The organism is Exiguobacterium marinum DSM 16307, assembly GCF_000620845.1.
In the GTDB taxonomy this organism is placed as follows: domain Bacteria; phylum Bacillota; class Bacilli; order Exiguobacteriales; family Exiguobacteriaceae; genus Exiguobacterium; species Exiguobacterium marinum.
The window spans coordinates 1,612,222-1,630,165 of the sequence record NZ_KK211189.1 but is presented as its reverse complement, the minus strand read 5'-3'; the positions used below and the strand labels follow the sequence as shown (position 1 = coordinate 1,630,165).

21 protein-coding genes are annotated in these 17,944 nt (G+C 48.0%); 3 read left to right on the top strand and 18 right to left on the bottom strand.

All coding sequences use genetic code 11. The features are described 5' to 3' along the window. Position 1: 1 nt before the first annotated feature. The 9 genes from P400_RS0108700 to P400_RS0108660 all read right to left on the bottom strand — a co-directional run bounded on the left by P400_RS0108700 (position 2) and on the right by P400_RS0108660 (position 8,756). Positions 2–553 (bottom strand): cob(I)yrinic acid a,c-diamide adenosyltransferase, encoded by a 552-nt coding sequence (locus P400_RS0108700; RefSeq protein WP_026825823.1) that lies wholly within the window; start codon positions 551–553, stop codon positions 2–4. Positions 554–602: 49 nt separating this feature from the next. Further along, positions 603–2,309, bottom strand: coding sequence for a sensor histidine kinase (locus P400_RS0108695; protein WP_026825822.1), 1,707 nt, complete (start codon positions 2,307–2,309; stop codon positions 603–605). Beyond that, complete coding sequence (locus P400_RS0108690; protein ID WP_026825821.1) at positions 2,309–3,025, bottom strand: response regulator transcription factor; 717 nt, start codon at positions 3,023–3,025, stop codon at positions 2,309–2,311. Before P400_RS0108690 ends, P400_RS0108695 begins: the two co-directional genes overlap by 1 nt. 160 nt (positions 3,026–3,185) lie before the next feature. Then, on the bottom strand, positions 3,186–4,370 hold the full coding sequence (ccsB, locus tag P400_RS0108685) for a c-type cytochrome biogenesis protein CcsB (protein WP_026825820.1): 1,185 nt from the start codon (positions 4,368–4,370) through the stop codon (positions 3,186–3,188). Next, positions 4,370–5,914, bottom strand: coding sequence for a cytochrome c biogenesis protein ResB (gene resB / locus P400_RS15070; RefSeq protein WP_034771019.1), 1,545 nt, complete (start codon positions 5,912–5,914; stop codon positions 4,370–4,372). The genes ccsB and resB overlap by 1 nt, the downstream gene beginning before the upstream one ends. Before the next feature lie 19 nt (positions 5,915–5,933). Then, complete coding sequence (locus P400_RS0108675) at positions 5,934–6,515, bottom strand: redoxin domain-containing protein (protein ID WP_051545970.1); 582 nt, start codon at positions 6,513–6,515, stop codon at positions 5,934–5,936. A gap of 136 nt (positions 6,516–6,651) precedes the next feature. After that, on the bottom strand, positions 6,652–7,410 hold the full coding sequence (locus tag P400_RS15065) for a pseudouridine synthase (protein ID WP_034771018.1): 759 nt from the start codon (positions 7,408–7,410) through the stop codon (positions 6,652–6,654). A gap of 4 nt (positions 7,411–7,414) precedes the next feature. Continuing rightward, complete coding sequence (gene scpB, locus P400_RS0108665; protein ID WP_026825818.1) at positions 7,415–8,008, bottom strand: SMC-Scp complex subunit ScpB; 594 nt, start codon at positions 8,006–8,008, stop codon at positions 7,415–7,417. Further along, positions 7,986–8,756 (bottom strand): segregation and condensation protein A, encoded by a 771-nt coding sequence (locus tag P400_RS0108660; RefSeq protein WP_026825817.1) that lies wholly within the window; start codon positions 8,754–8,756, stop codon positions 7,986–7,988. Before P400_RS0108660 ends, scpB begins: the two co-directional genes overlap by 23 nt. Positions 8,757–8,839: 83 nt before the next feature. Between P400_RS0108660 and P400_RS0108655 the strand changes: the two genes are divergently transcribed. Further along, a complete protein-coding gene (locus tag P400_RS0108655; protein WP_026825816.1) occupies positions 8,840–9,307 on the top strand; it encodes a DUF309 domain-containing protein in 468 nt (155 codons plus the stop codon). A gap of 142 nt (positions 9,308–9,449) precedes the next feature. Here P400_RS0108655 and P400_RS0108650 read toward each other — a convergent pair whose 3' ends face one another. From P400_RS0108650 to P400_RS0108615, 8 genes are all read right to left on the bottom strand, one after another. After that, positions 9,450–9,806 carry a GCN5 family acetyltransferase gene (locus P400_RS0108650; RefSeq protein ID WP_026825815.1) on the bottom strand — a complete coding sequence of 119 codons (357 nt, stop codon included), beginning with the start codon at positions 9,804–9,806 and terminating at the stop codon, positions 9,450–9,452. Positions 9,807–9,895: 89 nt separating this feature from the next. Next, a complete protein-coding gene (locus tag P400_RS0108645; protein ID WP_026825814.1) occupies positions 9,896–10,336 on the bottom strand; it encodes a peptidylprolyl isomerase in 441 nt (146 codons plus the stop codon). 113 nt (positions 10,337–10,449) lie between these two features. Beyond that, positions 10,450–11,751 carry a pyrimidine-nucleoside phosphorylase gene (locus P400_RS0108640; protein ID WP_026825813.1) on the bottom strand — a complete coding sequence of 434 codons (1,302 nt, stop codon included), beginning with the start codon at positions 11,749–11,751 and terminating at the stop codon, positions 10,450–10,452. A gap of 28 nt (positions 11,752–11,779) precedes the next feature. After that, on the bottom strand, positions 11,780–12,589 hold the full coding sequence (locus P400_RS0108635) for a purine-nucleoside phosphorylase (protein WP_026825812.1): 810 nt from the start codon (positions 12,587–12,589) through the stop codon (positions 11,780–11,782). Between the two features lie 13 nt (positions 12,590–12,602). Then, entirely contained in the window at positions 12,603–13,769 is a 1,167-nt protein-coding gene (gene deoB / locus P400_RS0108630; protein WP_026825811.1) for a phosphopentomutase, read from the bottom strand. Positions 13,770–13,792: 23 nt separating this feature from the next. Beyond that, a complete protein-coding gene (xerD, locus tag P400_RS0108625; protein WP_026825810.1) occupies positions 13,793–14,677 on the bottom strand; it encodes a site-specific tyrosine recombinase XerD in 885 nt (294 codons plus the stop codon). Positions 14,678–14,858: 181 nt separating this feature from the next. Continuing rightward, complete coding sequence (gene fur / locus P400_RS0108620) at positions 14,859–15,338, bottom strand: ferric iron uptake transcriptional regulator (RefSeq protein WP_012726507.1); 480 nt, start codon at positions 15,336–15,338, stop codon at positions 14,859–14,861. 112 nt (positions 15,339–15,450) lie between these two features. Then, positions 15,451–15,981, bottom strand: coding sequence for an NUDIX hydrolase (locus P400_RS0108615; protein WP_026825809.1), 531 nt, complete (start codon positions 15,979–15,981; stop codon positions 15,451–15,453). A gap of 72 nt (positions 15,982–16,053) precedes the next feature. Here P400_RS0108615 and P400_RS0108610 point away from each other — a divergent pair, with 72 nt between their 5' ends. Beyond that, positions 16,054–16,884 (top strand): aldo/keto reductase, encoded by an 831-nt coding sequence (locus tag P400_RS0108610; protein WP_026825808.1) that lies wholly within the window; start codon positions 16,054–16,056, stop codon positions 16,882–16,884. Positions 16,885–16,889: 5 nt separating this feature from the next. On the opposite strand, the gene P400_RS0108605 is transcribed toward P400_RS0108610, so the two are convergent. After that, entirely contained in the window at positions 16,890–17,432 is a 543-nt protein-coding gene (locus P400_RS0108605; protein WP_026825807.1) for a PadR family transcriptional regulator, read from the bottom strand. 129 nt (positions 17,433–17,561) lie between these two features. Between P400_RS0108605 and P400_RS0108600 the strand changes: the two genes are divergently transcribed. Continuing rightward, positions 17,562–17,876, top strand: a complete 315-nt coding sequence (locus P400_RS0108600; protein WP_026825806.1) for a thioredoxin family protein — start codon at positions 17,562–17,564, stop codon at positions 17,874–17,876. Positions 17,877–17,944 lie beyond the last annotated feature (68 nt).

Below are 17,944 nucleotides of genomic sequence, written 5' to 3'. Positions count from 1 at the left end.
ATCACTCCTTTTTTCGTTTTGGTTGGAACACGGCAGCGCCGCGTGCATATTCTTGGTCCGGTATGCCTGCCACGACATTCGCGTAACGTGCAACCGTGAATAAATAATCACTCAATCGATTAAAGTACGGAAGCTGCCGGTCGGCGACACCGAGTGCGGTCAAGTCACGCTCGACCCGTCGGCAGACAGAACGGGCCACATGCAGGCTCGCTGCGGCAACACTGCCACCCGGAAGAATGAAACGTATGAGCTCCGGGCATGACGTCTCCCACTCATCTATCCAGTTTTCAAGCTCCGTCACGATTGACAGATCGACCTTTTTTGGAGGTTCTCCAGTGTACATCAGTTCCGACCCGAGATCGAATAGGTCGTGTTGAACCTTCGTCAGCTGTCCACGAAGTGACTCGTCCTCTTGATGGGCAATCGCCAAACCAATGTGACTATTCAACTCATCTAGATGACCCATCGCTTCGATTTGAGGATGATGTTTGTCGACACGGCTACCGATTAAAGAAGTTTCACCCGTGTCGCCAGTTCGTGTATATCTTTTCATACGACTCCCCCCTTAAAATGCCACAAATGGTGACTCAAACGAGTCACCATTACGAGATGTGTGGTTGTTCAAATGGTAAGTAAATCTCAAATGTCGTACCGACACCAGCTGTACTCGATACGTTGACCGTCCCATGATGGGCGTCGACCACATTCTTGACGATGGCAAGTCCAATCCCGGTCCCTGTTTTCGAACCACTCGTCCGCGCCTTATCGGCTTTGTAGAATCGCTCGAACACGAACGGTAAGTCTTCTTTCGGAATCCCGTGACCCGTATCGGTCAATTGAATCTGTATCCCGTCGGACATTTCGGTCGCCTCGATTCGAATCTCTCCGGAGTCGGTATGGGCGATGGCGTTGCCGATCAAGTTCGTGAACACTTGTTCGAGTCGGTCGCCGTCCGCTTCGATGAGTCGATGCGGTACGTCTGTCTGTAATTGAATTTCCTTCTCAGACGCCATTTGGTTAAACTTCCGCATGACGCGCGGCAAGAACTCCCCGATATCGAACGAGCTGAACTGCATCGTCTCTTTACCCGATTCGATGCGTGCCAAATCCAGCAAATCGTTGACGAGTCGGGCCAAGCGTAGTGATTCGTCGTAGATGATTGAGGCGAACTCCTTCGTTGCCTCGTCACTCTCTGTCATGCCGTCGATAATTGCCTCTGAATACCCTTGAAGCGTCACGAGCGGTGTCCTGAGTTCATGACTGACATTCGCCACAAAATCGGTCCGCATCTTATCGAGTCGATGACTCTCAGACGTGTCCCGAATGACGACGACGGCCCCTTCAAAATCATCCTCACCGACGAGCGGTGTGACCGTCAATGTGTAGTAGCGGTCATCCTGTTTCACTTCAATCGTCTTTTCAGATGTCCCATCCATCACTTCCTCATAAAGAGAGAGCACGACTTCATGGGGCTGCCCGTCTTGAAGCAGCGGGCTCGCTTGCGGATTCGTGACAATGATGTTCGCATGACGGTCGAGCGTAATGACACCGTCCGCCATCGAACGTAGAATCGATGCAAGTTGCAATCGTTCGCGGTCAAGGGCATCGACATACTTCGCCAACTGGCTACTCATCGCATTGAAGGAAGCGGCGAGTTCACCGATCTCATCTCGCGTCTTCGTCTCGAGACGTAAATCGAATTGCCCTTCACCTGTCTTGTTTACCGCGTCCCGCATTTCTCGAAGAGGCGCCGTGATCCGTGTCGATAAGAAGAACGCAAACACGGTCGTGACGATGATTGCCGAGGCGACGGTCCACAAGATGATGGTCCGCGCACCCGCATTCGCACTCGAGATTGCATCAAGGGGTTCTAGTAAGTACAGCGTATATTGACCGTTTGATAACGAGAATGTCGTTCGGTAAGCAAGGGCCGCTTGATCGTTAAACGATGAGAAGTTCCCGATGGCCGTTTCCCCGACCGCCTGGTACGTTTCCCAATCTTGTCGCTCAAGTTCAACCATCAAACCGTCCACTTGATTGCCAAAGTTGGATCGAACCGAACCGTTTTCGAGAATATAATTCGCACCATAAACTTCGATGATTTGATCAATCGTCTGTGACGTATCCCCTTCATTCAACAATACCGATTGAACCTGACCTCCGAGTTTGGCGAGATGCCCTCGTTCTTGGTCGATGTGAAAGGAATTAAAAAATTCAAGCATCAATACCGAGACAATGAATAAGATCACGCTGACCAAAACGAGAATCGTCAGCCACAGTTTCGTGACGATACTATTTCGACGAATCATCATTCACTGGCAGCTTCGAACTTGTACCCGACACCCCATACAGTCGTGATCATATGAGCGGCGTCTGGAGAGACCCGATTCAATTTCTCACGAAGACGTTTCACATGTGTATCGACGGTCCGAAGGTCTCCGAAAAATTCGTAGTTCCATACTTCTTTCAATAACTGTTCACGCGAAAAGACTTTGTCCACCTGTTTTGCGAGGAAGAATAATAATTCGTACTCTTTCGGTGTGAGTGCGATCTCTTCCCCATCTACCGTGACGCGGTGAGCATCGTTATCGATTGTCAGGTGTGGAAAGACGATCAAATCTTTTGACTTTTCGCTCGTCTGCATGAATTTTGTTGAGCCTGAACGACGAAGGAGCGCCTTGACGCGAAGCACAACTTCACGTGGGCTAAACGGTTTGACGATGTAATCGTCCGCTCCGACCTCAAATCCTTGAACACGATCGATTTCTTCACCTTTCGCCGTGAGCATAATGACGGGTGTCGCTTTTGTTTTTCGAAGCTCTGTACACACTTCAACACCATCCATCTTCGGCATCATCAAATCGAGCAAGATAACATCGTATTCGTTTTCAAGGGCGAGTGCGAGTGCCTCTTCGCCATTGACTGCCTCTTCAATCACATATTGTTCGCGTTCTAAGTACATCTTCAAAAGTCGGCGAATTCTTTCTTCGTCGTCGACTACTAAAATTTTCGTTTTCTCAGCCATTCCTGAAACCCTCCTAAGACCCATTACGAGTTGTAGAGAATGTTGCACATTTGTGAACATTCTACTCTCTGCCATAACTATACCACTCTATTATTTCGCTTCACAACGATGATTTGATGGACCAAATGAAAAAGAAGTCACAATCGTGACTTCTTTTAAGTCAAGCATACGAATGTAGGCCCGCAATGACCAAGTTGACGAAGACGAGGTTGAACATGATGATGGCAAATCCACCGACACATAACCATGCTGCTTTCGTTCCTGTCCAGCCGCGCTGAATACGCATATGCAAGTAATATATATAAATAAGCATCGTAATGAGGGCCCACACTTCTTTAGGGTCCCAGCCCCAAAAACGGTTCCAGGCGATCTGTGCCCAAATCATCGCGAAGATGAGGCCGCCGAGAATGAAGACAGGTAATCCAATCGCAACCGAGCGATAACTGATTTCATCAGCAAGGTCGAGGTCGACTTTTTTCGCAAGCGGTTGAAGCGCTTCTGCGACACGTTTCCGCAAAATGACGAAGCGAAGCAACGCATAAATCACGACACCGCCGATGACCGACCAAAGAAGTGTGTTCAACTTGAGTGTGTTGATCCAGTTTGGAAGTTCAAGCGACAATCCGCTTGCGCCAGACAACAGTTGTGCTCCTTCTGGGGCGAACAAGATTGGCATGAAATATTCATACGTTTCTACTTGACCACGGTCATTCGTAAATTCGACGACCCCACCGGCACCAATTCCCTTAAAGAGCATCGATACGATGATGAAGCCAAGCGTACACATGAGGACGAACATTGTCACTTCAAGCCACGTCCGCGATTTTGACTGTTCTTTCATCGACGTCTCATTTAACAAGAAAATAAGACCCGATGCAAAGCTGATCGCCAAAATGCCTTGACCGAGTGCGGCCGTCGTAACGTGGATTTTCAGCCAAACACTGTTGAGTGCAGGGATTAGCGGTGCGACCTCGCTCGAGAACATCGAGGCGAAGGCGATGACGAGTAACGCCACCGGCATCGCGAACAATCCAAGTACATCATTTCTATAAATACCGTATACGACAAGGAACCCTAGCACCATCATCATCCCAAAGAATGTCGTATATTCATACAGGTTTGATACCGGCGCATAACCGACACCTGCCCAACGCATAAAGAAATACGTCAATTGAGCAACAAAGCCGATCACCGCCAAACTGAATGCATATTTCCCATAGGCGACTCGGTTGACGTTCCGATCTTTACGCATTCCACTCACGGCGATCGTAAAGAGCACCGTTGAGATTGCATAAAGGAAGAACGCGATAAACAGCATCCGGCTGCTCCATTCAATCCATTCCATCAAGATTCCCCTCTTTCATCTGTTGACTCATTCTCCGATTCCGATGTGAATCTCGCCTGGTCCTCCCACATCGGTAAGCCTGTCTGTTCTAATAACGGCGAAACTTCCCGGCGGAGCGAAGACGGGTTTTTGTTCGTAAAGCCTGCAACGAGAACGCTGTCTTCGTGACGGCGAACCCATACGCGTCGATGCGGCCAGTACATGCCCATCACAATCCCAATCATGAAGATGGTGGCACCGACAATTAAGATTGGATACGTGGAATCACTCTTCACACGGAGTCCGCTCGTGCTCGCCATTTCTGTACCTGCAAACTGGACATCATAACGGTTCTCTTCATCGGCGACGTTGAGACGAATACCGACCAAGTTTGATTCCGTCTCTCCTTCAGGTGATTCGATATTGAAGAAGAAGGCAGGGTTCAGAGCACGAGGTGATTTCGTGTTCGGTTGCCCATCTTTCACTTCAAAGTCCGGATACAAATCTTTCAAGGTGACAGTGACCCCATCAATCTCATAGGATTTCTCTGGATTCTCCAAATCGACTTTGAACGGACCATATTCGTCGCCGGTTTCTTTATCTGCCAACATGAACGACATCGATAAGAATTCCGGACGGCTCGAATATTGTTCCTGATACACTTCAAATTGATCAAATTTAAACGGGTGGTTGACTTTCGTCGAACCGACATCGACTTGTTCGAGTTGCGGCGATCCGTCCTCGTTCGTTCCCGTTTTTTTGAATAACGTCAGTTCTGTCTCATAGTTTTTCGGAACGGCCCCCGCTTTTTCAATGGCGGCTGCGAACTTCGCATCCTCCTCATTGTTCTCCGGGTCGTACATCTCAAGAATGAACTGATCGTTCCGTAAATAATACTCCCCATCAGTCGCTTCTAGTGAGACCGTATCTCCTTCACGCACCCACTCGAGTGTGTCTGTATGAAAAGCAGGGAATACTCGGAGCATCGCCCCGAGGAAGAAGATGACAAGTCCGACGTGGTTGACATACGGACCCCAACGACCGAAGCGGTGTTTCTCCGCTAACAGGGCATCGCCGTCACGTTTGACGGTATATCGTTTCTTTTTGAGTAAAGTTGTGACTTCGTCGATTTGAGCTTCTGTCCCTTTACCTTGACCGAAGAGACGTTGACCTTTCATGAAGCGTTCTGTCCGTCTGACCGGTTGTTTCTTGAGCGCTTTATAAAGTGGGATACCACGGTCAATCGACACAACGATGAGCGAGAGTGTCAGCATGACGATTAAGCAGATATACCACCATGACGTATATAAATTATGGAATCCGAGCGCATGATAAATGGATCCCGGTGTCCCGTATTCCTGCGCATAGTATTGTTCAGCAGGTAACTGTTGCGGAATATACATTTCTTGAGGAAAGATTGTTCCGATTGCCGAACCGACAATAATCAAACCAATCAACCACAACCCCACTTTGACCGATGCAAAAAAATTCCACACGCGGTCAATGATCGATTTCGGACGACGTTTCGATCGTAAATCGGCGCCTTCATATTTCATATCTAGCATCAGTGCGTCCCCCGTTCGCTTACAATGACTTCTCGGCTAGCTCCATCAATTTTTCTTTCGAGAGTTCACCTTCATACTTTTCAATTACATTCCCTTCACCATCGATGACGAATGTGACGGGTAAATTATAAATGCCATAGGCTCCCTCGACTTCACTCTTCGTATCCATCAAAATCGGATAATCGAGACCTACACCGAGGTCGTTGATGAAGTTGTCGACGCGAAGTGGCGTTTCGCCCACGTTCACAGCCCAAAAATCGACGCCCATATCCTGAAGTGTCGCATAATTCTCTTGAACGACAGGCATCTCTTTCTTGCATGGTTCACAGAAAGTGCCCCAGAAATTCAACAACATACCCTTTCCTTCGTAGTTATTTCGCTCGTAAAGGGTCGAGCCGTCGAGTGTGACGAGTTTGAAGTTCGGTGCCTCGTCTCCCGCCTCGATGCGTCCGTCGTTACCGGCCTGGTCGAACAGTTGCATGACGGTGATGGCTCCCGCAAAGAGAACGACCGTCATGATCATCAATCGCCAAAATGACCTCTTTTTCTTTTTTGCGACCGCTTGTTCCATCCGGTCGTCTTTGTTTTGATCTTTTGTCATCGTTTTCACACCATCCTTCAGTTGCTATTGTACTGAAAAAACATTAAAAACGCACATTAACAGACTTTTTTCATTTTTTTGTCACACAATTTACACAATCAAAAAAATCATCCCATTTCAGGACGATTTTTTATTGTTATTTTTTCTTCTTTTTGCCTCGTGGATTCGGCGGAACAGTCGGGTTCGCGAGTTCACGAAGCTTACTGATTTCTTTGTGTGAGAGCTCACGCCAGTCACCTGTGTTGAGACCGTCCAGTGTCAAGAAACCGAACTGTTCACGTTTGAGTTTAATGACCTCGGAACCGACTGCCTCGACCATGCGACGTATTTGACGATTATGCCCTTCTGAGATGACAATTTCAAGAATCGCCGTGTTCTTCTTGTGGTCCACAGACTTCATCTTCACTTTCGCGCTTCCTGTCTTAAAGCCATCATCGAGCTCCACGCCTGACTCAAGTTGTTTAATGGCCAAGTATGACGGGACATTCTTCACTTTCGCCACATAGCGCTTTTGGATTTTATATTTCGGGTGCGTCATCATGTTTGAGAACTCTCCATCGTTCGTCAAGATGATGAGACCTGTCGTATTGTAGTCAAGACGTCCGACAGGGAAAACACGTGCCCCTGGTGGTACGAGGTCTGTGATGACTTTGCGCCCTTTGTCATCTTCTACCGTCGATACATAGCCGCTCGGTTTGTATAGTAAGTAATAGACATGTTCTTCTTGTTCGATTTTGACACCATCGACCTCAATCTCCGTTTTCGGTCCAACTTTTGTCCCGAGTTCCCGGACAACTTTCCCATTGACGCGGACGCGACCATCTAAAATCATTTCTTCTGCTTTCCGGCGTGAGGCGATCCCCGCTTGTGCGATTACTTTTTGTAAACGTTCCATATCATTAATCCTTCTCCAATCTCTCTTCTTGCTTCGATGATTCCTGACCGAAGAACAAATCTCCTTCGTCCGTCAGTTCATCTTCAAATGTTAATGGTGGTAATTCCTCGAGTGAATTAAATCCGAAGTGATCGAGGAAGTGCTCAGTCGTGCGATATAACTTGGCACGGCCGATCGTTTTTGCACGTCCTGCCGATTCAATTAACCCTTTCGACAGTAGCGTATGAATGACACGCTCCACTTTGACACCACGAATTTCTTCGATATCTGCCCGTGTGACCGGCTGTTTGTAAGCGATGATGACCAAAGTCTCCATCGCCGCACGCGAGAGCGCCTGCTCAGCCATCGTCCCGACATACTTTTGAATGTAGGGAGCAACGTCAGGAATGGTCACGAGCTTGTAGACTCCTGCCGACTCCATTAGTTGAAACGGTCGATTCGATTTGTTGAATGAGATCTCTAGCTTACTGAGCTGTTCGCGTGCCGCGGCTTCTGAGATATCGAGTGTCTCGGCGAGAGCACGCACTTCCATTCCCTCATCACCGACGACGAATAGCAATCCTTCGATAATCGTTTCATAAGACAACAACCGCTTCATCCCCTTTCTTTGATGATTCGATGAACGAAATTTGAATGTCTTGGTCGAGTTGTTTCGTCTCGACGACCCTGAGCTTAATCAACTCAAGGAGCGCCATAAACGTCACCACGAGATCCGAGATGTTCGGTCGTTCTACAAAGAAGGCGAAAAACGATGTTTGTCGCGTCGAGGACACGTGGTCATGAAGTCGTATCATCTGTTCTTCAAGAGTTCGCTCTTCACGTTTGATCGTCTTTTTGCGTCGCTCTTTCCAACGTTTACGTTCAATCATCTTTGAATAGGCGTGGAGAAGATCCGAAAAGTTGAGGGGGCCGTCATACTTCGACACCTCGTCTGACATGTACGTCGTCAAATCTTCACCTGGTCGCGTATACAGTTCAAGACGGTTTTCTTCTTGTTCGCGCATAAAAACGACTGCTTCTTTATAAGCTTTGTATTCAATCAATTGACGAATGAGTCCTTCACGCGTCGGTTCATCACTGAAATCTGGAACATCCTCGTCATCCTCGACCGGAACGGGCGGCAGCAACTGCTTACTCTTCAATTGGAGCAACGTTGCCGCCATGACCAAGTATTCACTGGCCACGTCGAGTTCAAATTTTTGCATCGTGCGAATATAGCCGACATACTGGTCAGTGACTTCTGCCACGGAAATGTCGACGATATCAATCTCCATTTTTCCGATCAAATGGAGCAACAGGTCGAGTGGACCTTCGAACGTATCAATTTTAACGTTATAGGCTTCCATAGAGACACCTGCCATTTTACATTTTTGCGCTTTAGTATAACATGTTTTATAACACCGTGGACACGAAAGGAGAAAATTGATTCATGGCCCCTTTTATTCATTATACGTTGCTTTTTGAATGTCATGCCGATTATTTCGAATGTCATGAGGTATTAGAAGAGGCATGGCAGGAAGGTGGACGACAACATCACGGCTATGCGGCACTCATTCAATACGCCGTCATTCACTATCATCTTCGGCGCGATAATCTCATCGGTGCGAAAAAGAGCTTGCGTCTCTTACGTCAAAAAGTGGACGTCGCTTCTCCCTATTTGAATAAGCTCGGTCTAGATGTCGAAGCATTCATCTCACAGCTTGATGAATGGCCGTTAATAACGACACTTCCCTTGCAACAAGAAGTTCGTAAGACGGTCGAAGCACTGAAACCGTCGTTCCCGACGACGGAGCTGTCGTTCGAGGAGCTCGTGCACAAGCATCTTCATCGTGACCGCAGTGACGTCATCACGGAACGGGAGTTAGCGCTTTTAGAACGGCAACGCGCGAGAGGATGATCCTGAGCCTTTGACAAATCATACGTTGTGTTTTTTCAAAAGCTCGAACTCAATCAACCAGCTCTCCAGATCGCTTCGATCAACTCATAACGACGTGTAAAACCCCCGCAGTCACGGATGTGATTGCGGGGGCTTTTTGTCATCAGACGACCAATTGATTCCATTTGTCCAATAAATCGCCCGTCTTGCCTGTACCGGTTAACGTCAAATCAAGTGGAAGGACGTTTCTTACCTCGTCTAGAAGCTCGTAAGAACGTTTCTCGCCACGGAATGATGGCGACAAGGCGATATGGTCGATGACCATCGTCGTGCCTTTTTGCTCCATACCAATGATACCAACGAAGTCTTCACCGACTTTCCACAAGTAGAGGAACTTCGACTCCTCCTCGTCGTACAATCGGACGAGTTCAAGCAAGCTGAGCGGAGATTTGTCACTACATGAGAATGCGAGTAGACCCATCGCCGTCTTTTCATGAGAACGTTTATATTTTACCAGCATCGCTGGGTTCACCACCTTTAGTCATTCAAGTTTCACGACGTGAACACGTGAGAGACATGGTTCATTGTGCCATAACCTTCAGGCAAAAATCAATTCTCGTCCCAAACTTTCACTTCAGCCATCTTCGTTCCTTGACGAAGCTTGACTGCGTGCTCAAGTCCAGATGTCACTTTACCGAATACGGTGTGAACCCCATCCAAGTGTGGCTGTGGCTCATGGACGATGAAGAATTGTGAAGATCCTGTGTCACGTCCTGCGTGTGCCATCGACAGTGACCCTGCTTCGTGTTTGTGAGGGAACGATGTCGATGTCTCGCATGGAATCGTGTAGCCAGCGCCGCCCATTCCTGTCCCTTGTGGGCAACCGCCTTGGCTGACGAACCCAGGGATGACACGGTGGAACGTCAATCCGTTATAAAAGCCGCTGTTCGCAAGTTTTTCGAAGTTTTCAACCGTGATCGGTGCTTCATTGTGGAATAAATCAAATTCAATCATTTCGCCATTTTCAAGTTTCATTGAACCTTTTTTCATGTGTCAAGCAACCCCTTTTCGTATATGTATCCTGCTATTCTTCATTCACATTACCCATCTTATCAAAAAAACACGTCTGTCTCCACTTTTTTTGTGGAAACAGACGTTCTGTCTTATTGGATGACAGCGTGAACGAGTGGACGGGCTTCTGGTTTCGTCGCACCAATCGTATACGCATGGTCTAAACGTTCGACAGCTGAAGACATGTCTTCGATGTTCGAGCGAAGTACTGCAATTACGTCTCCTGCCTCGACACGATCACCGACTTTCTTCTCAAGCGTGATGCCTGCCGCAAAGTCGATTTTATCTTCTTTCGTCGCGCGTCCTGCACCGAGGAGCATCGCCGCGACACCCACTTCGTCTGCGATGATTGACTCGACGTATCCAGCCTCTTTCGCAACGAATGTCGTCTCGTACGAAGCTTGTGGCAATTTGGTCACGTCATCGACGAGTGACGCGTCTCCACCTTGGGCTTCGATAAATTTGCGGAACACCTCGAGGGCATGACCGTCCGCAATCCGTTTCTCGAGGTCCGCATACGCTTCTTCGAAAGTTGGATAGAAATCACCCAGTACTGCCATATGTCCTGCGATTGTGAGAGCGATTGTTTTCAAGTCTTCAACTTCTTTACCAGACAGAACTTCAATCGCTTCTTTCACTTCGTTCGCATTGCCGATTTCAAACCCGAGTGGTTGGTCCATATCCGTGATGACAGCGACCGTCTTACGGCCTACGTTCTTCCCAATCGCGACCATCTCTTCTGCGAGTGCTTTCGCATCATCAAACGACTTCATGAATGCACCAGAACCTGTCTTGACATCAAGGACGATACTGTCTGCACCCGCTGCGATTTTCTTCGACATAATTGAGCTTGCAATGAGTGGAATCGACTCGACTGTAGCCGTTACATCACGAAGCGCATAGAGACGCTTGTCCGCTGGCGTCAAGTTTCCAGTCTGACCGATGATTGACATCTTGATGTCGTTCACTTGTTTCGTGAATTGTTTTTCTGTCAATTCAACGTCAAACCCCGGGAATGATTCGAGCTTATCAATCGTTCCGCCAGTGTGGCCGAGTCCACGACCGCTCATCTTCGCGACCGGGATACCGATTGATGCGACGAGTGGTGCCACAATCAAGCTGATCTTATCACCGACTCCGCCTGTTGAGTGTTTGTCGACTTTCTTCCCTTCGATATTCGAAAGGTCAATCGTGTCCCCTGACTTGACCATTTCCATCGTCAAAGCAGCCGTCTCATTTTCAGTCATCCCGTTGAAGTAGATGGCCATTGACAATGCAGACATTTGATAGTCAGGAATCGACTCGTTCGTGAATCCTTCGACCACAAAGCGAATCTCCTCTTCGTTTAATTCTCCACCGTTACGTTTTTTCAAAATCAAATCGACCATACGCATAACTGTCGTCCTCCTAAAATAAAGTTACTTACATGTTTTTAATCGTGCCACGAACGAGTGACAGGAAGTCTTGACGAACACGTTCTGTTGTCTCGATGACTTCTTCATGATTGAGTGGTTGATCTAAAATTCCCGCAGCCATGTTCGAAACACATGAAATCCCGAGGACTCGCATATCCGAGTGACGCGCGACGATCACTTCCGGGACCGTCGACATTCCGACGACGTCTCCACCGAGATGACGTGCCATTTTGACTTCCGCTGGCGTTTCGTATGTTGGACCCGTATTACCGAAATAAACACCTTTTTGTACAGAGAGCCCAAGGTCTGATGCCACGCGTTCCGTCAATTTCACAAGTTCCTTATCATACGCTTCTGACATATCCGGGAAGCGTGTCCCGAATTCGCTCGCGTTCTTCCCGATGAGCGGGCTCGTCCCAAAGAAGTTGATGTGATCTGTGATAATCATCAAGTCACCTGGGTTGAACGTTTCGTTACATGCACCTGCTGCGTTCGTGACGATGAGTGTTTCGACTCCGATCAATTTGAGGACACGGACCGGGAACGTCACCTGTTCCATCGAGTATCCTTCATAGAAGTGGAATCGCCCTTGCATCGCGACGACGCGCTTTCCTTCAAGCTCTCCGAACACGAGTTGTCCTGCATGTCCTTCGACAGTCGATACTGGGAAGTGCGGGATTTCCTCATATGGAATGGCGACCGGGTTCTCGATTTCGTCCGCGAGGACTCCAAGCCCCGACCCGAGAATGAGTCCGATTTCTGGTGTATCGCCCATACGCTCTTGCAAATACGCTTTTGTTTCATTCCAATTTACCATGAATATTGCCTCCTCAAATTTCGTTTAAGAAACTCTTTCCGTTTGATGGTGCCGCGACGTCAAAGTTTTCAGCAACGGTCGCGCCGATGTCTGCGAACGTACCACGAATGCCCAAGTCCGCTGATTTCGCCCCGTTATGGTGAACGATGAGCGGCACGTATTCACGCGTGTGGTCTGTCCCAGCATGAACCGGGTCATTCCCGTGATCCGCTGTGATGATGAGTAAGTCATCTTCACGAAGACGCTCCATCACTTCAGGAAGTCGAGCATCATATTCTTCAAGTGCGACCGCATAGCCTTCTGGGTCACGACGATGACCGAACAAGGCGTCAAAGTCGACCAAGTTCAAGAAGCAAAGTCCTTCGAAGTCTTCTTCGAGCGAATCGACCAATTTGTCCATTCCGTCCATGTTCGATTTCGTACGAATGGCCTTCGTTACGCCTTCCCCATCATAAATGTCACTGATTTTCCCGAGGGCGATGACGTCCTTACCATCCTCTTCAAGTGTGTTCATGACCGTCTTCCCGAAAGGTTTGAGTGCATAGTCATGACGATTTGCCGTACGGACCCACGCTCCAGGCGTCCCGATGAACGGACGGGCGATGATGCGGCCGAGCATGTACGGGTCTTCACGCGTGATTTCACGCGCGTATTCACAGATTCGATACAACTCATCAATTGGCACGATGTCTTCATGTGCAGCGATTTGAAGGACCGAGTCTGCAGATGTATAAACGATCAGAGCTCCCGTATTGACGTGCTCTTCACCGAGCTCGTCAAGAATCTCTGTACCTGATGCCGGTTTATTCCCGATTACTTTACGGCCACTGAACTCTTCTAGGCGATGAATCAAATCGTCCGGGAACTTTTCAAAGACACGGAACGGTGTCTCGATATGAAGGCCCATGATCTCCCAGTGTCCCGTCATCGTATCTTTACCAGCCGAAATTTCTTCCATACGACCATAAGCACTTGGTGCATCAGATACATCGATCCCTTGAATTGGTTTGATGTTTGAGAGTCCGAGTTTACCCATATTCGGCATATTCAATCCGTTATGCTCACGTGCAATATGTCCGAGCGTGTCGGCCCCTTTGTCACCGAACTGTTCAGCATCCGGTGCTTCACCGATGCCGACCGAGTCCATGACTACTAAGAAAATACGTTTAAACTTCTTCACAAAAAATTCCTCCTTTTCGATGTCTAGGCACGAGGGTGATGCTTGCGATACACATCATGCAAGCGCGACTTGTTGACGTGTGTATACACTTGTGTCGTCGCCAGGTCCGCATGACCGAGCATCTGTTGAATGGCACGTAAGTCCGCTCCATTCTCGAGCAGGTGTGTCGCAAAGGAATGACGGAGTACATGAGGTGTGATCTCTTTGTCAATTCCAGCAAGTTTGGCACGTCGTTTGATTATCTTCCAAAATCCTTGACGACTGAGCCGGCCTCCTCTGCCATTTAAAAAGAGCGCCTCTGTCTCTCTGCCGCCGAGTCCGTTACGAGCTTGTTGAATATAGCGCTCGACAAACCCTTGGGCGACCGAAGAAACCGGAATGATTCGTGCGCGCTCGCCTTTCCCTTCACATTGTAGATACCCCAATTCGAACTGTAAATCATCCAAATCAAGACCTAAAAGTTCACTGACCCGCATCCCGGTCCCATACAAGAGTTCAAGCATCGCCCGGTCTCGTAACGAGAGCGGGTCGGATGTCGGGACACTATCCAATAGACGTTCGACTTCCGCTTGTGACCAAGTATCCGGAAGTTGTTTCTCTGCTTTTGGCGTCTCTAGATAGAGGGACGGATCGGTCGTCGTGATCCCGGTCATCTTTAAATGATGATGGAACATGCGGATTGAACTGACAGCCCGTCTCAAAGACGAGGAAGCACGTCCGGCTTGAGACAATTCTTCGATATGTTTGACGATATGCGAACGCGTCACTTCATTCCAATCTTCCACCCCGAGTTGGGTCAAAGTCGATGCGTATTGCGTTAAATCGCTCGCATACGCCTGTCTCGTGTTTGCGGACATCCGCTTTTCAACAGTCATATATTGAAGAAATGACTCGATATGCGAACGCATCATACCCTCCTCCTTCCTCGTTTCACCTGAATACGCTTACAGCATATCACTTATGTAAACCGTTGTGAAGATGTCTGACCTCATTTTTTAATCACTTTTTTGTGACAAAATAACAGTGACTATTTTTTCTTATGATGACAATAAAAAACCATCCTCATTCAAGGATGGTTTGCATGTAAGGTTAACCGTTGATGACTGCTTTATGACCTTCAAGCGTGACGCCTTTTGCTTGGCATACTTTACAAATGCCATGAAACGTCAAGCGATGGTCTTTAATCAAAAATTCATATTTGCTCTCGACTTTCTTCTCAACGTCGACAAGCAAGTCTTCCATGATTTCTTCAACCGAGCCGCATTCGACACAGACGAGATGATGGTGCGAATGGTTCGCCCCTTCCGGTCTCAGGTCAAAACGCGCGACCCCGTCACCGAAGTTGACTTTATCGACGACACCAAGCTCAGTTAACAACTCAAGTGTCCGATACACAGTAGCAAGTCCGATCTCTGGCGCGATGCTCTTGACGAGCATGAACACGTTCTCCGCACTCAAATGGTCGCTCTCATTCTCGAGTAAGATGCGTACCGTCGATTCACGCTGTGGTGTCAGTTTATATCCTTTGGCGCTCAATTGCTGTTTAATCCGTTCAATTCGCGTTTCCATAAGGCGCCCCCTCTTTACATAGTTCACTACTCAAAGCATACCGAAGTTTTAGGCAATTTTCAATTTAAAATCATTACTATGTAAGTTTACCATATAAAATTACAGATTAGAATTATTTCAATCTGGACAATTGCCACCATTGAATCGCCATGATTGTCTTCGCGTCGGTAATGATGCCTCGGTCAAGCAAATCGACAGCTTCGTCAAAGGTGTATCGTTTCACATTTAAAAATTCATCTTCGTCCAAGTTCATCTCACCCGCAGATAGTCCTTTTGCGACAAACACGTCAACTCGTTCACTACAAAATCCCGGTGCCCCGTAGAACGAAAAGATTTTTTCAAGCGACTCGGCGGTATAACCCGTCTCTTCTTCTAATTCTCGCTTGGCACTCGCTAGAGGTTCTTCTCCTTTTTCCAATTTACCGGCAGGAATTTCGAGTGACATCGATTCGAACGCCTTTCGATATTGTTCCACCATGACGATTTTTTCTGATTCATCGACGACGAGGACGGCGACCGCCCCGTTATGATAGACGAGTTCTCGCACAGATGTGTTTCCATTCGGAAGGGAGACGACATGTTTTTCTACGTCGAAGATTTTGCCTTGATAGATGACTTCCCGCTCAATCGTTGTTTCTTCCATATGATTACTCCTCACTTTTCGATATACTCTGATTATGAGTCAAACCTACATTTCGAACAAGGAGGAATCCATATGAGCGAACTCGGGCTCGGGACGATGACGATTTTAAAACATGGTGAGAACGAGGCGAAGCGAATCCTCGAGACGGCCATTCAATCAGGTATTCGCCATATCGATACAGCAGACGTCTATGCGCGACAAGATGTCGAACGCGTTATTGGCGCAACGTTAGGTCACGAACGAAAACACCTCTTTTTGACGAGTAAAGGTGGGAATGAGCTGACTGAGGAGGGGATGCGCTGGAATCCAAATCCGTCCTACTTAGACGTAGCACTCCACGGGTCGCTTGAGCGATTGCGTACAGATTATCTCGATTTGTACTATATTCACGGTGGTACGCTCGAGGATGACCTCGACGCCACGATTGAATGGGCACAAAAACAAAAGAGAGACGGTGTGATCCGCCAAATCGGCCTCTCCTCGATCCGGCCGAACGTCATCAAACGATGGGTCGAGTCAGGTGCTCTCGATATGCTCATGACCCCATACTCGCTTCTCGATCGCCGACCAGAGACGCTTGACGTATCGATTCCCATCGTTGGCCGAGGTGTTCTTGCCAAAGGACTCCTAACGGATGAATGGGAGGCACGCCTTGGTGACAAAGGTTTCGAGGCATGGCGAAAAGAGGACCTTGCAAGCGAGCTTGCCATGATGCCTAAACCGATTCAGGCATATGCACTCGGAGCCGCAAAGCGGTTTTGCGACGTCGTCTTACCTGGCGCATCTTCAGTCGAACAGTTGCAACAGACGATCCGTGCATTCGAGACTGAAATTGATGAGGACGTACTTGGCCGATTACTCGCCCGTTTACCGATTCATCCTTATACAAAACACGTGACCTGATTCATTCAGGTCACGTGTTTTTCACTGCGTGCTTTTATCTGTTCGATTGCCCAGTCTGCCCATCCGGCATAGTTTTCCATCATTCGAATGGCATATTCACTCGTCAATAAGTAGCCGAGCGTATCTTCGTCTGATTGATGTTCCTCCTGAAACATCCGGATCTGTTGCGCGACTTGTTCGTGATGAGCTTTCGTTTCTTCGATATACCGGACCGCTTCCTCGACTGGCAACAATTGAAGCAAACTGACTCGTAACAAATTCTCATCCTTCATTTTCGGCTGGAAAGACGTCGGTTGACGCAGCCAATTGATCAACTCTTCTCGTCCTTGATCCGTGATGGAGTATATTTTTTTATCCGGTAACTCTTGCTGTGAAATGTGCTCCGCCGAGACGAGCGCGTCGTCTTCCATCTTCAACAGTTCCCGATAAATCTGTGTATGATGTGCGTTCCAAAAATGAATCATCTGCGCCTTGAACGTCGCGTTCAGGGCATACCCGGTCGCAGGCTGATGGGTCAATAACCCGAGCAATGCGTGACGTAACGCCATATCCATCACCTTTTCCTTATCATGCTATTTTTATAAGTGTATCACATTCTCTCACGGATTCGAGAATGCCAATCTGTTGACGACTTGTTTAAAACCCGACAAAATAGATAGAAGAAAGGAGAGTTGTCTATGCAACCGATTCATTCATCACAACAATTTGACGAAGCTACAAAAGATCATGGAATGGTGGTCTTCACCACATCATGGTGCCCGGACTGCAAACGCCTGGACATGTATGTCGACGAGCTCGTCAAAGACTATCCACAGTTCAACTGGCATGTCGTCGACCGCGACGAACTCCCAGATTTATCTGATGCACAAGAAGTTCGCGGCATCCCTTCACTTCTCTACTATAAAGACGGGGCAAAACAAGAACACCTCCACTCGGCAAACGCCAAGACGGAGATGCAAATCCGTTCATTCCTCGATACGATTCAAGCATGAACTGATTCCTGCAGACCATTCGGCTGCAGGAGTTTTTTTACACGCATCTATCGTTTTCGATTATACTG

Bases quoted from the DNA above. Each gene is read 5' to 3' on its own strand.
- P400_RS0108700 (WP_026825823.1), bottom strand. From the start codon at position 553: ATGAAAAGATATACACGAACTGGCGACACGGGTGAAACTTCTTTAATC.
- P400_RS0108695 (WP_026825822.1), bottom strand. From the start codon at position 2,309: ATGATTCGTCGAAATAGTATCGTCACGAAACTGTGGCTGACGATTCTC.
- P400_RS0108690 (WP_026825821.1), bottom strand. From the start codon at position 3,025: ATGGCTGAGAAAACGAAAATTTTAGTAGTCGACGACGAAGAAAGAATT.
- ccsB (WP_026825820.1), bottom strand. From the start codon at position 4,370: ATGGAATGGATTGAATGGAGCAGCCGGATGCTGTTTATCGCGTTCTTC.
- resB (WP_034771019.1), bottom strand. From the start codon at position 5,914: ATGCTAGATATGAAATATGAAGGCGCCGATTTACGATCGAAACGTCGT.
- P400_RS0108675 (WP_051545970.1), bottom strand. From the start codon at position 6,515: ATGACAAAAGATCAAAACAAAGACGACCGGATGGAACAAGCGGTCGCA.
- P400_RS15065 (WP_034771018.1), bottom strand. From the start codon at position 7,410: ATGGAACGTTTACAAAAAGTAATCGCACAAGCGGGGATCGCCTCACGC.
- scpB (WP_026825818.1), bottom strand. From the start codon at position 8,008: ATGAAGCGGTTGTTGTCTTATGAAACGATTATCGAAGGATTGCTATTC.
- P400_RS0108660 (WP_026825817.1), bottom strand. From the start codon at position 8,756: ATGGAAGCCTATAACGTTAAAATTGATACGTTCGAAGGTCCACTCGAC.
- P400_RS0108655 (WP_026825816.1), top strand. From the start codon at position 8,840: ATGGCCCCTTTTATTCATTATACGTTGCTTTTTGAATGTCATGCCGAT.
- P400_RS0108650 (WP_026825815.1), bottom strand. From the start codon at position 9,806: ATGCTGGTAAAATATAAACGTTCTCATGAAAAGACGGCGATGGGTCTA.
- P400_RS0108645 (WP_026825814.1), bottom strand. From the start codon at position 10,336: ATGAAAAAAGGTTCAATGAAACTTGAAAATGGCGAAATGATTGAATTT.
- P400_RS0108640 (WP_026825813.1), bottom strand. From the start codon at position 11,751: ATGCGTATGGTCGATTTGATTTTGAAAAAACGTAACGGTGGAGAATTA.
- P400_RS0108635 (WP_026825812.1), bottom strand. From the start codon at position 12,589: ATGGTAAATTGGAATGAAACAAAAGCGTATTTGCAAGAGCGTATGGGC.
- xerD (WP_026825810.1), bottom strand. From the start codon at position 14,677: ATGCGTTCGCATATCGAGTCATTTCTTCAATATATGACTGTTGAAAAG.
- fur (WP_012726507.1), bottom strand. From the start codon at position 15,338: ATGGAAACGCGAATTGAACGGATTAAACAGCAATTGAGCGCCAAAGGA.
- P400_RS0108615 (WP_026825809.1), bottom strand. From the start codon at position 15,981: ATGGAAGAAACAACGATTGAGCGGGAAGTCATCTATCAAGGCAAAATC.
- P400_RS0108610 (WP_026825808.1), top strand. From the start codon at position 16,054: ATGAGCGAACTCGGGCTCGGGACGATGACGATTTTAAAACATGGTGAG.
- P400_RS0108605 (WP_026825807.1), bottom strand. From the start codon at position 17,432: ATGGCGTTACGTCACGCATTGCTCGGGTTATTGACCCATCAGCCTGCG.
- P400_RS0108600 (WP_026825806.1), top strand. From the start codon at position 17,562: ATGCAACCGATTCATTCATCACAACAATTTGACGAAGCTACAAAAGAT.